Raw genomic sequence first — 15062 nt, forward strand, 5'->3', positions numbered from 1 at the left:
TTAGTTGGGGGAGAGAAAATGCGTAAGTATTTGGTAGAGGTTCCAGAAGATGTAGCTAAGCGCCTTGAACGAAGTGGGGCAACTTCAATGCACATTGATAATCAATTGTTGGTAATTCGACCGGATGATAGTACGGCCCTAATTCCGCAATTACACTTTCGAAGTTTTGGAACATTAGCCGTCCTCTTTACCTTGGTCTTCTTAGTGTTCATTAAATGGGGGACGAAGGCACCGTTTGTTTTACCATGGACGGGTGAATATTCGATTAGTAGCTCCATTGCTCTTTTAAGTATGGTTAGTGGGGTAGTATCGTTTGCAGCAGCCTTTATTCGCCAAAAAATTACCAAACAAGGACCGGCACGAAACTTTACTTGGCGAAGTTTACTCCCACTCGTGGTGGCTTGTGCAATGATTATTGCCATTATTGCCCTTGGTTTAGGTTGGTTAATTGATCAGCTATTTCCAGGTCTGGGGTTGGACCAGTATACGACCACCGTTTTAGTTTTTGTTAGTTTGTGTATTGTTAACTATTTGTTAATCAACCTTGCTTATACCCTTTCACCAGGAGTAGTCATTAACTTAATGACGATTATGATCATTGGAGGTGTGGGGGTTGCAATGTTAACCAATTCAAGTAAGGATTGGTGGCGTTATAATTTCAGCTTTCTGGGTACTCATGATAGTGAAAGTGCTTGGCAGTTTAATATCACCTTGATCTTTGCCGGAATGTTAATGGCAACCTTGGTGGACTATCTCTTTGTTAACTTGGCTAAGCAGTATCGAAATTGGAAGGTAACCTCGCTCCGGTGGCTTTTGTTGGCTTTAGCAGCTAACATTGCCGGGATTGGCCTGTTCCCGAATGATCCCAAGTACCACTGGTTACATGATCAAATCGCAATGTGGTTAGTTTACCTCCTTTGGATTTTAATTGTTATTGTTCGCTGGTGTCTCCCCAAAGTTACTGCCCAATTCTTGAAGGTTTCCTACGCAATTGGTGGGGTGATTGTCCTTGATTACTTTATGTTTAAAGTGGTGCGTTACTTATCGTTAACCGCCTTTGAACTGTTTGCTTTTATCTTAGCTTTTGCTTGGGTTTTACTACTTTTTCAATATATTGAAAATCTTTTACCAAGTGGAAAAGAGATCGTGCCAGTCAAGCTCGTGCCAATTAAAAAGCAAAATCAGTAAGTTTGAAAATTGTTTAATGTTTTTTATAATTTTTAGAAGGTTTTATTGTTTAAAAATGACCATAGAATGACTAATTTCATCACGATTACAGGATCAATTAAATTGTAAAAATTTGTAAGTTTTTAGTAAATCCCAAGTAAATTCTTACGGTTATATTAAGAAAGTGAACTAAGGAAAAGGTTCACAAAAAATAAGTTGGGAGTTGATGATAATTAAAGTTAAGCAAGTTGCATTAGCAACAACCATTGGCTTGGCCGGGGCAATGTTATTGACCTCTGCCAAAGCTAATGCCGATACAATTACAATTCAAAGTGGTGACACAGTTTGGGGACTTTCCCAAAAGTACGATGTTTCAATGGGTGAAATCATTCAAGCTAATCACCTTCAAAATCCAAATTTAATTTATGCGGGGGATTCTTTATATATCCCAACGTCGGCTGCTAAGTCGGCAAGCTCGGTAGCTCGTACGCCAGTAAGTGCAAATTCAGCGATTGCTAGCCAAGCAAGCGCTACTAGTTCAGCAACTTCACAGGCCCCAGCAATGACCAGTGCAAGTGCTGTTATCAGTAGTTCGACTAGTGCTTCTGCAAATGCTACTAGCGCCACAAATACTACGAGTGCTACTACAACGACCAGCGCTAATAGTATTAGCAGTAGTGCTGCTAATAGTTCAGCAACAAGTGATAATTCCGCAAACAATGTTTTATCAACGAATAGTGTTGCTTTACGAACGAACAGTTCATTAAGCGCAGCTAGTTCAACAACGACGGCTACTTCAACCAGTACGCCAGTTGCATCTTCAGCTGCCACAAGCAGTGCTACAACGTCAACCGTTAGTTCATCTGCTACAACGAGTGCGACGAGTTCAACGACCACTAGTGCGTCAACGTCTACAAATGGCTTAACGACTTATTCCGCAAGTGAAGCTGTTGCCCGGGCTCAATCCGTAATCGGAACACCATATGTTTATGGTGGCAACACAACGAGTGGTTTCGACTGCTCAGGATTAGTTCAATGGTCATATGGCCTTTCAAGCAGTTACCGGACGACTTACCAACAACAAGCATTAGGGACGCACCATTACGATATTGCTAATGCCCCAGCAGGAGCAATTTATTTCTGGGGTTCTGACAGTGCGCCATATCATGATGCGATTGCACTTGGAAACGGAAGTTACATTGCGGCACCAGATGTTGGTCAAACCGTTAAAACAGAAACAATTAGCGAATTTACGCCAAGTTACTATGTGGTAATTGGTGAATAAAATTGCCCAGGTCAACACAGCTAATTTGGTTGGTGTCTACTAGATAGGTTGATGTGACCAAAGGGAAGAGGAGGCTGGGAAGAAACTAGTGTTTCTTTCCAGCCTTTCTTGCATCTCCGAATGTTACTCAGTAACTAAGGTCAAAGCAGTAGCTGAATGGCAGTCGCTTCCCTGACGGTCGCACCAACCGATTCAGCCTTGCATGGGCTCACAAACGCCAAACCAGTTGGCTGGTTCGCTCCAAAGCACGGCCTTAGCGGATAAGTGCGAACGAAAGGCCGATTCTAATGAATCAACCTTCGTTCTTCTTATCCCAACCAGGCCGTCAAGGAGCTTTTTTCCCAACCTCTCTTAAATTTGTTTAATCCGGCTCCACTAAGAAAGCTTTCTCTAGATAAGAGTAAGCTTTCTGGTGGAGCCTTTTAACTTTCCTTAGAATTATCTTTTTCCGGCTTCGTGAGGTTCAGTTAAATGCTGGGAAATGCTCTGACTTGAGACTAGCTAAAGTTTCAGTTGACCCTTGCAAAGTGTAGGTAAATAAGACCTTTGGTTATATCCGGGCTAATCCGGTTTTTGGAAGTGTACTCCGGATAAGAACTTAGCTTATGCCTTCCTCACCTGATTGTCCTCATCATCGTTAGGTCCTTGAAAAAGCCGACTATATTACCCAACCAAAATTAATCAGCGTAATTGTGAGAATTAGCCCTCCAACTAAATAGGGGATTAGGGGCAAAGCCTGTTTTTGCCAAAGTCGGCGGTTAGTCAAACTAAGGGCACAAGCAAAAAGAATCGTTAAACAAGCGGCTTGACTCCCCAAGCAAATGGTCAAAAGAAAGAGAAATTCACCGTCGCCAAGGCCGATGCCCGGGGAAAAACCAATTATCAAAAAGAGAAGGGCTATTAAGAGGTCAAATAACCAGATATGGGGATGCGGGACTAAGATGGCTAAGGGGATGAGCGTTGGCAAAATCGTTGGGTAGATCCATTGTTCATACCAGTCAGTGGTGGCGAGGACTAACAAGCCACATACTAAGATTGTGGTTAAAAGAAGTGTTTGCCATGAGAGGGGCAAAAATAGAAAATAAAGCCAGCCACAGAAAATTTCAGTTACCGTTTGAAAGGGGCTGATCCAAGAATGACACCACCAACACCGTCCCCGCTGAATTAACCAGCCAATAATTGGGATTAATTGCCAGAAAGCTAAGCGCTGACGACAGGTATCACAAATCGAATAGGCAGGATAAGTTCTACTCTTACTTAAGAGATGCCGAGACACCATTGTCGTGATAAAAGAAGCCAGACAAGCTCCCCAAAGAAATTCCGTTAAAATGATTAACATCAAAGTTCTCCTTAGATTAAAATTAGGCGGTTGAATCCTCTAATATATATATATACGGATTTTTTGCCGAAAAATTAGCGCATCACCCAAACTTTTGTTGACTTTTTTTGCTAAGCATGTTAATTTAACAAAGGTGCTTTTTTAGCAACGGAGGGTCTGTCGGTGGGCAGACAAATGTCCCAGCGATAGCACAGAAAGAAATAATATCCAAGCACTTTTTTTATTCTCAAAAAAGAACCGCCTGGATATGTGGACTTAAAAAATTAGGAAGGGGAAAAATAATGCCTACAATTAACCAATTGGTTCGTAAGGGCCGGAAGAGCCACAAGGGTAAGTCAAAGTCACCAGCTCTTGGCTTCGTCTACAACAGTTTCAAGAAGGAAGAAATCAAGGATCCATCTCCACAAAAACGTGGGGTTGCAACCCGTGTTGGGACGATGACACCAAAGAAGCCTAACTCTGCTTTGCGGAAGTACGCCCGTGTTCGTCTCTCTAACTTGATCGAAGTTACGGCATACATCCCAGGGATTGGCCACAACTTGCAAGAACACTCAGTTGTCTTGATCCGTGGGGGCCGTGTTAAGGACTTGCCTGGGGTTCGTTACCACATTATTCGTGGTACTCTCGATACTGCCGGGGTTGAAGGCCGGATGCAAAGCCGTTCCAAGTACGGTGCTAAGAAGCCTAAGAAGTAAACAAGACTTTATCAATAAGGAGGGATTAAGCAATGCCGCGTAAAGGACACATTGCAAAGCCAGAAGTATTACCAGATCCAATTTACAATTCAAAGCTGGTAACGAGTATGATCAACCACTTGATGCTTGATGGTAAGCGGGGAACTGCTTCCAAGATTTTGTACCAAGCATTTGAAATGATCAAGGAACAAACTGGGAACGATCCAGTTGAAGTTTTTGAACAAGCTATGGAAAACGTCCAACCTGCCTTGGAAGTTAAGGCACGGCGGATTGGTGGTTCTAACTACCAAGTTCCAATCGAAGTACGCCCAGACCGGCAACGGACCTTGGCGCTTCGTTGGTTAACTCAATACGCACGCCTTCGTGGGGAACACACGATGGTTCAACGGTTGGCAAACGAAATCATTGATGCTTCAAACAATACGGGTGCTTCCATTAAGAAGAAGGAAGACACTTTGCGGATGGCTGAAGCTAACCGTGCATTTGCACACTACCGCTGGTAATTTCTTGAGGACAGTCGCCTGACTGTGTTCAAATGTAAAGGGGCGACGCAGAAAATTTTTCGTCACCCCTTTTTCTAAAATTAAGACCAAATTTGAAGGGAGATTAATTTCAAGATGGCTAACAAACGTGAATACCCACTTGCAAAGACCCGGAACATCGGTATCATGGCCCACATCGACGCTGGGAAGACTACCGCAACGGAACGGATTCTCTACTACACTGGTAAAATTCACAAGATTGGTGAAACCCACGATGGGGCTTCCCAAATGGACTGGATGGATGAAGAAAAGGAACGTGGGATCACGATCACTTCCGCCGCTACTACGGCCGTATGGAAGGATCACCGGATTAACATCATCGACACCCCAGGACACGTGGACTTCACTGTCGAAGTTGAACGGGCCTTGCGGGTACTTGACGGTGCCGTTACGGTGCTTGATGCCCAAGCCGGGGTTGAACCACAAACGGAAACGGTTTGGCGGCAAGCCGATGACTTCAACGTTCCACGGATCGTCTTCGCTAACAAGATGGATAAGTTAGGGGCAAACTTTGACTACTCCGTTCAAACGATCAAGGACCGTTTGAACGTTACTCCATTGCCAATTCAAATGCCAATTGGTGCTGAAGATGACTTCGTTGGTTTAGTTGACTTGATCGAAATGAAGGCTTACATTTACGACGAAGATAAGCTTGGCGAAAACTGGGATACGGTTGATATTCCTGATGACTTGAAGGAAGAAGCCCAAAAGCGTCATGATGCAATGATTGAAACGTTAGCTGATGTTAACGACGATATCATGGAAAAGTACCTTGAAGGTGACGAAATCTCAGTTGACGAAATCAAGGCGGCTATTCGGAAGGCTACTTTGGATATTGAACTCTTCCCTGTTTTAGCAGGTTCTGCTTACAAGGATAAAGGGATCCAAATGATGCTTGACGCCGTTATTGACTTCTTGCCATCTCCACTTGATGTCAAGCCATTTGTCGCTACTGATGAAGACGGAAACGAAGTTGAATTGACGGCCGGTGATGACAAGCCGTTCGCTGCTTTGGCCTTCAAGATCGCTACTGATCCATTCGTTGGACGGTTGACTTTCTTACGGGTTTACACTGGTTCTCTTCAATCTGGTTCTTATGTGCTTAATGCAACTAAGGGTAAGCGGGAACGGATTGGTCGTTTGCTTCAAATGCACTCTAACCAACAACAAGAAATCCCAGAAGTCTTCTCTGGTGATATTGCCGCTGCAATTGGTTTGAAGAACACTACAACTGGGGATTCCTTAACTGACCCTGATCACCCACTCCAACTTGAATCTATGGACTTCCCAGAACCTGTTATCCAAGTTTCAGTTGAACCTAAGTCCAAGAATGACCAAGACAAGATGGACAAGGGACTACAAAAGTTAGCTGAAGAAGACCCAACCTTCAAGGCTGAAACGAACCCTGAAACTGGTGAAACTTTGATCGCCGGGATGGGTGAATTGCACTTGGACATCATCGTTGAACGGCTTCGTCGTGAATTCCACGCCGAAGTTACGGTTGGTAAGCCACAAGTTTCTTACCGTGAAGCATTTACGAAGCAAGTTTCTGCACAAGGTAAGTTCGTTCGTCAATCTGGTGGTAAGGGTCAATACGGGGACGTATGGATTGAATTTACACCACTTAAAGAAGGGGAAGGCTTCCAATTCGAAGACGCTATTGTCGGTGGGGTTGTTCCTCGTGAATACATCCCAGCTGTTGAACAAGGTTTGAAGGAAGCAATGGCTAACGGGGTTCTAGCTGGTTATCCATTGGTTGACTTGAAGGCTAAGCTTTACGATGGTTCATACCACGAAGTCGACTCTTCTGAAGCGGCCTTCAAGGTTGCTGCTTCCTTAGCCCTTAAGAACGCTGCTCCTAAGGGTGAAGCTGTTATTCTTGAACCAATCATGAAGGTTGATATCGTTGCCCCTGAAGACAACCTTGGTGATGTGATGGGTCACGTTACTGCACGGCGTGGTTCAATCGACGGGATGGAAGAACGTGGGAACGCTCAACTAGTTCACGCCTTCGTTCCACTTTCCGAAATGTTTGGTTACGCTACGACCCTTCGTTCCGCTACGCAAGGTCGTGGTACCTTCACGATGACCTTTGACCACTACTCAGCAGTGCCAAAGTCTATCCAAGAAGAAATCATCGAAAAGAACGGTGGCAACAAGTAATTTCCGATTACTTAGTTACCAAAAATAAAAAGGCCAGGAGACGTCCTGGCTTTTTTAGTACATAAATTTAGAAAAACAAGTAAACTAGCATTCGTTTGGTTATGGAAGGGTGGTTTTGAAGCTTGGCGAGGGTTTGCTTTGCTTCACTTAAATTATTAGTGATGATTCCATCAACGTGGTAAAAGTGCATTTCCCTAATCCCCCACTTTGTATCTACGGTCCAAGCAAAAACTAATTGTTTTAGTTGGTGGGTTTGGCGAATAAAGTGGGGATTTAAGGTTGAATATTCCATATCTTCACCAACCCCTAAAAGCGGACTAGTTATGGTGTAGGGCTGAAGATAGAGAAGTTTTAACTGCGGATTAAGCTGATGTAACTTTTGAATGACTCGATAATCCAATGAATGAACATAGGCATGGTGGCGAATTAAAGTTTGACCATATAAGCGGTTGAAATGGTTAACTATTGTGGTTGAATCGGCCGGAGTAGTTTTGATTTCAACGATTAGAGGGACGTGAAGTTGATCAGCCACCTTCAAATAGTGAGAAAAACTGACTAATTTTCCGGAATGACCGTGTTCATGAACTTGGAGTTTAGTTAATTCACGGAGGGTTAATTGGTGGGGCCGTTTATTGATCCCAGTTAGGTGCTTTAAATTTTCATCATGCACCACGATAAATTGATGATCTCGGGTTTCGTGGATATCCATTTCGATCGCAGTTGGGTGATCATGCCGTGTTTCCTTTAATGCTGTTAAGGTATTTTGCACAGCATTATTAGCATTAGTTCCCCGGTGGGAAATCACCATTGGACGCCGGAGTGGTTGGAAATACCACTGAGCCTCAGTGAATGCAAGTCCGAGAAAAAGTAGTGATAATCCCCCGCCTAATACCCAACCCTTTTGCCAACGTGGTCTTTGGGTTTGGAGAACTTGATCAACAAACCATCCACCACTAAGCATGAGGATTATTAGATGTCCCCATTGGATCAGCGCCAGGGTTAAGCTTGGGGTGGGGTGCCAGCTCGCTTGGATGGCGAGCCCAATTAAAGTGATGAGTACGCTAAAACCACTTGCTAAAATGCCAATTCGCCAAGTAGCTTGCCAAACAACGGGCGCCTTAGTTCGACTATATTGCCAAGCTGTTTTAAAAGCCATTCGCTGATTGATTTGATACCAAATGGTTGGTAAGCACCGAATGGTAAGACTAAGGCAGACAAGATTAGTAATAAATCCTAAAATCAAAAAGGTGGGTTTTCGGAAAAGAAAATCTAAAAGAATTTCCGGTAACCGAAGTTCGACAAAAAGTGGCGTTTTAAAGATTAGGCTTACCCAGGGGGCTAAGGCTAAAATGAGAATCCCGGTCTCTAACACTAATGGACCGCCAAGTAAGCGGTCGTGTTTTAACCATTGCCGCAGGCTTGTTTTCCACGTAAAGGAGCCATCAGTAATAGCTTTAGCAGCGATAACGATACTAATTAGCTCGCTTGTAAAAAGGCCTAGGACGGCTAACAGCTCAATAATTAGCAAGATGACGATTATTAACCGATGAGTAATTAACCACGTTGTGTTAGCAATCGAAACAAAAGGGATGCTGGCGGCCTTTAAAAGGGGCGTTGTTATTTGCCAAACTAAGGGCAAAAACAGGTAGTGATTGAGGAGCTCCCATAAAAAGCCGAGGGCAACGAGAGGACCCCATGATTTTAATCTTGAAATCATGATTGTTCAGCATCAAATTGTTCAAGCTCTTCCGCAGCCGTTGTCCAATCGGTTTCAACCTGGTTAAGCTGAGTAGAAACCGTATCAAGTTGCTTTTGGAGATCGCTTAATTTGGCAATATCAGTAGCAATGTCCGGTTGACTCATTGCCTCTTCAATCTGGGCTTGTTGCTCACTGAGTTCGTTCATTTGCTCTTCTAAGCTGTCAACTTGGCGTTGGAGTTTTCGGCGGGCCCGTTGAGTTTCCTTACTTTGTTGGTAGGAAGTTTGTTTTTTTGACCCCCTTGGACGCGCAGAATTTTCATTAGTCATCGTTGAGGCTTGATTAGTAGTTGGCTTAGCGATTGCGGCGAGGTAATCATCATAATTACCCTCGTAGGCGGTCATCTTATCCTTGGTAACGGCAAGAACATCAGTTGCTATTTGGTTGATAAAGTACCGATCATGGGAGATAAAAAGGACCGTTCCTGGGAATTCATTAATGGCGGTTTCAAGTACTTGGCGACTATCAATATCCAAGTGGTTCGTTGGTTCATCAAGGATTAAGAAGTTAATCGGCTTAAAGGACAACTTGGTTAATTCCAGCCGTGCTTTTTGGCCCCCAGAAAGGTCCTTAACCAATTTGAAGACGTCATCACCAACAAAGAGAAAACTCCCTAATAAGGAGCGAATATCGGTTTCGGGAACTTCGGGATGGTCATCCCAGACTTCGTTTAAAACGGTTTTATCAGGATGGAGTTGTTGCTGTTCCTGGTCGTAGTAACCGATTTGAAGATTAACGCCAAATTTTACTTCCCCGCTAATCGCTGGTAACTTATGGAGTAAAGTTTTAAGCAGGGTTGATTTTCCAATTCCGTTTGGCCCGATAATACCGATCCGTTGCCCTTTTTGTTCCTTAAAACTGAAGGGACCAGCGATGGCTTGTTCATGATAGCCAATTTTGAGATCCTTAACGGCTAAAACGTCATTTCCACTGGGTTCCCCGTATTCAAAGCTAAAGTGGATTGAACGGTCATCACTAACCGGTCGTTCAAGGCGATCCATTTTTTCCAGTTGTTTCCGGCGGGCTTGAGCTCGCTTGGTTGTTGAAGCACGAACGATGTTGCGGTTAACAAAATCTTCAAGTGCCGCAATCTTCTTTCGTTGTTGCTCATAGTGTTTCATTTCCGCTTTAATCCGTTCGGCCTTATGTTGCATAAAAGCTGTGTAATTCCCGGTGTAGTGGGTCAAAGTTTGATTGTCAAGATCATAAACTTCATTGACTACCTTGTCTAAGAAGTACCGGTCGTGGGAAACAATTAACAAGGCCCCAGCATAACTCTTGAGGTAATCTTCTAGCCAAGTTAAAACGCCCATATCAAGGTGGTTAGTCGGTTCGTCGAGAATCAGTAAGTTTGGGGCTTGGAGTAAGATCTTGGCTAAGGCAAGCTTAGTTTTTTGCCCTCCAGAAAGGGAATTGACCGGCATTTCATACATACTTTCGGGGAAACCAAAGCCAGTTAAGACTCCACGCATCTTTGATTCAATAGCAAATCCGTCTTGCTTTTTAAAGGTAGTTTGCAAGCGGTCGTAATTATTTAAAATTTCTTGATACCGCGGAGTTGTTGAATCAACTTCAGCAAGTTGTTCTTCCAAGTGATGGATGGTTTTTTCCATTTGGTGAAGTGGAGCAAAAACACTGTCTAATTCGGCCCAAATGGTGTTTTGGCTATCCAGCCCCTGATCTTGGGCGAGGTAACCAATTGTGACGTTTTTAGCGACGGAAAGGGTGCCTTCATCCGGTTCCGTAATCTGGGCTAAGATCTTTAAGAGGGTCGTTTTACCAGCTCCGTTGCGACCAACGAGAGCGACCCGGGCATGATCAGTAATTTGCAGATTGATATTGTGAAATAAAACGTCCGCGCCAAATCGGCGGAGGACGTCATTAGTTTGCATTAATAACATGGGTTTAACCTATCTTTCCTTTAAACGAATATTATTGTCCACTGACGATTCTACCATGCTTTTTCGGTTCAAAAAAATAACTTTTATTGCAATAAGGTTCACAAAGCTAATGGGAATTGCTAGAATAAGTTATATGGAAAATTCACAAGTTGGAAGTTGAGGAGGAAAAAAACATGCCATCTCGGAAAATTCCGCGGGCGACAGCCAAGCGTCTGCCGGTTTATTACCGTTATCTAAACGTCTTGTTAAACGCAAATAAAAAACGGGTTTCATCAACCGAATTATCAGAAGCAGTCCAAGTTGATTCAGCGACGATTCGGCGTGACTTTTCTTACTTTGGCGAACTTGGCAAGCGTGGTTACGGCTATGATGTCGAAAGTTTATTAAAGTTTTTCCGTGGAATTCTAAACCAAGATAAATTAACGAGTGTTGCTCTTGTTGGGGTCGGGAGTTTGGGTAGTGCATTGATGAACTATAACTTCCATCAAAGCACGAATTTACGAATTAGTGCCGCTTTTGATCCAAAGCCAGAATTAGCCAATACGATTAAGAGTGGAATTCCAGTTTACCCGGCTTCAGAGTTAAAAAAGCAAATCAAAGAACAGCAAATTGATGCGGTTATTTTGACGGTGCCTGGTGACAAATCTCAAGCGGTAACTGATGAATTAGTTGCTGCTGGGGTACACGGGATTTTAAACTTTACCCCGGTGCGGTTGTCAGTGCCGAAGAATGTGCAAGTTCAAAATATTGATTTAACCAATGAATTGCAGACCTTGATCTACTTTATTGAAACAAATAAGGTAAATGAATAGTTAAATTATTAACCCTGAGTGGGTGTGACTCAGGAAAACTTTTCGTTAGCGCTGTGCCAGGTATTTGGTGCAGTTTTTTAGTTAGGCTTTAGCAGATTTGAAATTGAGCTACCATTTTATGCTGAAATTGTTTATAATTTATTCGTGTTGTTTTTTCTACATATGAGGATAGCGCAAATTAGTTATTCAAATGATGAAATGAATAAAAAGGTAATACTCTTTGGTTAAATGGGAGATAAACTAAGGGGAAACCGGTTAATCTAAGTTTGTTTTAAGGAGTACAGGGGAATGATTTCAAAAGCACAATATCAAGAAGCAAATTACCAATATCAACGGATGCGCGGGTTAAATCTTGATTTGGCGCTTGATGCCGTTTCAAACTCAGCTCGTTTTAAGATCAAGTGGTTTAATCGCGCATCCGAAGAAGAACAAAATGAAATTGCAGTGCTGTTGAAAAACTTGATTGTCGATGGGCCAATGGAGGCCCCACGGCTATTATCTCGTTATAATCCAAATACGCAGGAATGGCAATTAACGGCTGAACAAGCACTGCGGTTACGCGTTTTGTACAACCAAGGTGAACTTCAGCGCCTTAACCAACAATGGCAGGCTGCTAAGAAAGTCTTAGATGAATATGCCAAAGACGGCCATCACCAATCGACAGTGATTACTAATCATGATCGGTCGAATCAGCAGTCTTTGATCGTTAATTTGGGTTAGAATAAGTGGTGTAGACTGAAGTTGGGAAAAAAGCTCCTTGACGGCCTGATTGGGATAAGCAGAACGAAGGTTGATTCATTAGAATCGGCCTTTCGTTCGCACTTATCCGCTAAGGCCGTGATTTGGAGCGAACCAGCCAACTGGTTTGGCGTTTGTGAGCCCATGCAAGGCTGAATCGGTTGGTGCGACCGTTAGGGAAGCAACTGCCATTCAGCTACTGCTTTGACCTTAGTTACTGAGTAACATTCGGAGAAGAAAGAGGGGCTGAGAAGAAACGTGCGTTTCTTCCCAGCCCCGTCTTTTTTATTTTTAAATGCGATGCAAAACCAGGTTTTAAGCAGAGTAGTTCTCCCATTCCGCTTTTAAAAAAGTCAAAAAAGGTCAAACTTTTTGTTGCAATCTGACTAAACCGTGATATAGTAGAAAATGTAATTAGCACTAAAGAACATTAAGTGCTAACACTGCATCGTGTTGAGTGCTAACTTTACTTAAAATAAAAAAATATATTTGGAGGGATTAACGTGTTAAAGCCATTAGGAGATCGCGTAGTTCTGAAAGCTGAAGAAGAAGAAAAGACGGTTGGTGGGATTGTCTTAGCATCTAACGCTAAGGATAAGCCAACCACTGGTAAGGTAATTGCCGTTGGGGCAGGCCGGACTTTGGACAACGGGCAAGTAGTTGCCGTTAGTGTTAAGGAAGGCGACAAGGTTTTATTTGATAAGTATGCCGGCCGGGAAGTTGAATATGACGGTGAAAAGTACTTAGTTGTTCATGAGAAGGATTTAGTTGCGGTTATTGACTAAGTTTTTCGTTTAAAAATTAAGCTTGGATAAAATTGATGAGGTGAGAATTAATGGCAAAGGAATTAAAGTTTGCTGAAGATGCACGGGGTGCAATGCTTCGCGGAGTTGATAAGTTAGCTGACACGGTTAAGACCACCATTGGTCCGAAGGGTCGCAATGTGGTTTTGGAACAAAGCTATGGTTCTCCAACGATCACTAACGATGGGGTTACGATCGCCAAAAATATTGAACTTGAAGACCACTTCGAAAACATGGGAGCTAAGTTAGTTTCTGAAGTTGCTTCTAAGACTAATGACATTGCTGGTGATGGAACGACGACTGCTACGGTTTTGACCCAAGCAATTGTTAACGAAGGAATGAAGAACGTCACTGCCGGTGCTAACCCAGTTGGAATTCGCCGTGGGATTGAAAAGGCTACGAATGCCGCTGTTGAAGAATTAAAGACGATGAGCCACGACGTTAAGACTAAGGATGACATTGCCCAAATCGCTTCTATTTCTGCTGCTAACCAAGAAGTTGGGAAGTTGATTGCCGATGCCATGGAAAAGGTTGGTAACGATGGGGTTATCACTATCGAAGATTCTCGTGGGGTCGACACCAGTGTTGACGTCGTTGAGGGGATGAGCTTTGACCGTGGTTACATGTCTCAATACATGGTTACTGACAATGATAAGATGGAAGCCGACTTGGACAACCCATACGTTTTGATCACGGACAAGAAGATTTCAAACATCCAAGATATCTTGCCATTGCTTCAATCAGTTGTTCAAGAAGGTCGGGCCCTTTTGATCATTGCTGATGATATTACTGGTGAAGCTTTGCCAACTCTTGTTCTGAACAAGATTCGGGGAACTTTCAACGTGGTTGCTGTTAAGGCCCCTGGCTTTGGTGACCGGCGGAAGGCTCAACTTGAAGATATCGCTGTTTTGACTGGTGGGACAGTTATTTCTGACGACCTTGGGATGCAACTCAAGGACGCTACGATTGACCAACTTGGTTCTGCCAACAAGGTAACGGTTACGAAGGATAGTACGACAATTGTTGACGGTAGCGGCGACAAGGCTGCCATTGCTGACCGGGTTGAACAAATCAAGAAGGCCATTTCTGAAACGACTTCTGACTTTGATAAGGAAAAGCTTCAAGAACGGCTTGCTAAGTTAGCTGGTGGGGTTGCTGTTGTTAAGGTTGGTGCCGCTACGGAAACTGAATTGAAGGAACGGAAGTACCGGATCGAAGATGCTTTGAACGCTACCCGGGCTGCTGTCCAAGAAGGATTCGTTCCTGGTGGTGGTACGGCTCTTGTTAACGTAATTCCAGCCCTCGAAAAGCTTGAAAACGAATCAACGGGTGATGAACAAACTGGGGTTAAGATTGTTAAGGCTGCTTTGGAAGCACCAGTTCGCCAAATTGCTGAAAACGCTGGGGTTGAAGGTTCTGTGGTTATCAACCAATTAAAGAACGAAAAGCCAGGTATTGGTTACAACGCTGCTGATGGTAAGTACGAAGATATGGTTGAAGCCGGAATTGTTGACCCAACCAAGGTTACCCGTTCAGCACTTCAAAATGCTGCTTCTGTTTCTGCCCTCTTGTTGACGACGGAAGCTGTTGTAGCAGACAAGCCTGAACCAAAGAGTGATGCACCTGTAAACCCAGCTGCCGGTGCCGGCATGGGTGGAATGATGTAGTAGGTTTTTCCGAAAAGTCTGTGAGGATGAGCATGACTGGTATAGAGAGGGTGGGAATTAACTATTAATTTTTGCCCCTCTAACATTAAAATCCGGACTATAATTTTTGCCTTGGGCTATAATGCCCTCTAAGTATACAGATGAAATAGAAAATTCATCTTATGCTTGGAGGGTATTTTTATGTCTAGAAA

At 43.4% G+C, this 15062-nt stretch carries 12 protein-coding genes; 9 read left to right on the top strand and 3 right to left on the bottom strand.

All coding sequences use genetic code 11. From position 1 onward, the window contains the following. Positions 1–18: 18 nt before the first annotated feature. Both H5993_RS06125 and H5993_RS06130 read left to right on the top strand, forming a co-directional pair. The gene (locus H5993_RS06125; RefSeq protein WP_204776654.1) at positions 19–1188 is read left to right on the top strand and encodes a DUF998 domain-containing protein; all 1170 of its coding nucleotides are present in this window, start codon (positions 19–21) and stop codon (positions 1186–1188) included. A 205-nt stretch (positions 1189–1393) separates the two neighbouring features. After that, on the top strand, positions 1394–2452 hold the full coding sequence (locus H5993_RS06130) for an NlpC/P60 family protein (protein ID WP_204776655.1): 1059 nt from the start codon (positions 1394–1396) through the stop codon (positions 2450–2452). A gap of 658 nt (positions 2453–3110) precedes the next feature. Here H5993_RS06130 and H5993_RS06135 read toward each other — a convergent pair. Next, a complete protein-coding gene (locus tag H5993_RS06135; protein ID WP_204776656.1) occupies positions 3111–3791 on the bottom strand; it encodes a prepilin peptidase in 681 nt (226 codons plus the stop codon). Positions 3792–4072: 281 nt separating this feature from the next. Between H5993_RS06135 and rpsL the strand changes: the two genes are divergently transcribed. The 3 genes from rpsL (at position 4073) to fusA (ending at position 7191) form a co-directional block, all read left to right on the top strand. Next, complete coding sequence (rpsL, locus tag H5993_RS06140; protein ID WP_204776657.1) at positions 4073–4486, top strand: 30S ribosomal protein S12; 414 nt, start codon at positions 4073–4075, stop codon at positions 4484–4486. A 32-nt stretch (positions 4487–4518) separates the two neighbouring features. Continuing rightward, positions 4519–4989 carry a 30S ribosomal protein S7 gene (gene rpsG, locus H5993_RS06145; protein ID WP_180870501.1) on the top strand — a complete coding sequence of 157 codons (471 nt, stop codon included), beginning with the start codon at positions 4519–4521 and terminating at the stop codon, positions 4987–4989. A 114-nt stretch (positions 4990–5103) separates the two neighbouring features. Beyond that, entirely contained in the window at positions 5104–7191 is a 2088-nt protein-coding gene (gene fusA / locus H5993_RS06150) for an elongation factor G (protein WP_180870499.1), read from the top strand. A gap of 67 nt (positions 7192–7258) precedes the next feature. Here fusA and H5993_RS06155 read toward each other — a convergent pair whose 3' ends face one another. After that, positions 7259–8908, bottom strand: coding sequence for a glycerophosphodiester phosphodiesterase (locus tag H5993_RS06155; RefSeq protein ID WP_204776658.1), 1650 nt, complete (start codon positions 8906–8908; stop codon positions 7259–7261). Next, entirely contained in the window at positions 8905–10851 is a 1947-nt protein-coding gene (locus H5993_RS06160) for an ABC-F family ATP-binding cassette domain-containing protein (RefSeq protein ID WP_204776659.1), read from the bottom strand. The genes H5993_RS06155 and H5993_RS06160 overlap by 4 nt, the downstream gene beginning before the upstream one ends. Positions 10852–11024: 173 nt before the next feature. Here H5993_RS06160 and H5993_RS06165 point away from each other — a divergent pair, with 173 nt between their 5' ends. From H5993_RS06165 to groL, 4 genes are all read left to right on the top strand, one after another. Further along, positions 11025–11663: a redox-sensing transcriptional repressor Rex gene (locus H5993_RS06165; protein WP_180870494.1), complete on the top strand. Its 639-nt coding sequence runs from the start codon at positions 11025–11027 to the stop codon at positions 11661–11663. A gap of 288 nt (positions 11664–11951) precedes the next feature. After that, positions 11952–12383: a hypothetical protein gene (locus H5993_RS06170; protein ID WP_204776660.1), complete on the top strand. Its 432-nt coding sequence runs from the start codon at positions 11952–11954 to the stop codon at positions 12381–12383. A 521-nt stretch (positions 12384–12904) separates the two neighbouring features. Then, entirely contained in the window at positions 12905–13186 is a 282-nt protein-coding gene (groES, locus tag H5993_RS06175; RefSeq protein WP_204776661.1) for a co-chaperone GroES, read from the top strand. 50 nt (positions 13187–13236) lie between these two features. Further along, the gene (gene groL, locus H5993_RS06180) at positions 13237–14871 is read left to right on the top strand and encodes a chaperonin GroEL (protein WP_180870488.1); all 1635 of its coding nucleotides are present in this window, start codon (positions 13237–13239) and stop codon (positions 14869–14871) included. The last annotated feature ends 191 nt before the right edge of the window (positions 14872–15062 follow it).

Origin of the sequence: Limosilactobacillus alvi (assembly GCF_016900115.1) — a bacterium.
GTDB lineage: Bacteria > Bacillota > Bacilli > Lactobacillales > Lactobacillaceae > Limosilactobacillus > Limosilactobacillus alvi.

Coding starts and splice junctions, on each gene's coding strand:
- H5993_RS06125 (WP_204776654.1), top strand. CDS start 19: ATGCGTAAGTATTTGGTAGAGGTTCCAGAAGATGTAGCTAAGCGCCTT.
- H5993_RS06130 (WP_204776655.1), top strand. CDS start 1,394: ATGATAATTAAAGTTAAGCAAGTTGCATTAGCAACAACCATTGGCTTG.
- H5993_RS06135 (WP_204776656.1), bottom strand. CDS start 3,791: ATGTTAATCATTTTAACGGAATTTCTTTGGGGAGCTTGTCTGGCTTCT.
- rpsL (WP_204776657.1), top strand. CDS start 4,073: ATGCCTACAATTAACCAATTGGTTCGTAAGGGCCGGAAGAGCCACAAG.
- rpsG (WP_180870501.1), top strand. CDS start 4,519: ATGCCGCGTAAAGGACACATTGCAAAGCCAGAAGTATTACCAGATCCA.
- fusA (WP_180870499.1), top strand. CDS start 5,104: ATGGCTAACAAACGTGAATACCCACTTGCAAAGACCCGGAACATCGGT.
- H5993_RS06155 (WP_204776658.1), bottom strand. CDS start 8,908: ATGATTTCAAGATTAAAATCATGGGGTCCTCTCGTTGCCCTCGGCTTT.
- H5993_RS06160 (WP_204776659.1), bottom strand. CDS start 10,851: ATGTTATTAATGCAAACTAATGACGTCCTCCGCCGATTTGGCGCGGAC.
- H5993_RS06165 (WP_180870494.1), top strand. CDS start 11,025: ATGCCATCTCGGAAAATTCCGCGGGCGACAGCCAAGCGTCTGCCGGTT.
- H5993_RS06170 (WP_204776660.1), top strand. CDS start 11,952: ATGATTTCAAAAGCACAATATCAAGAAGCAAATTACCAATATCAACGG.
- groL (WP_180870488.1), top strand. CDS start 13,237: ATGGCAAAGGAATTAAAGTTTGCTGAAGATGCACGGGGTGCAATGCTT.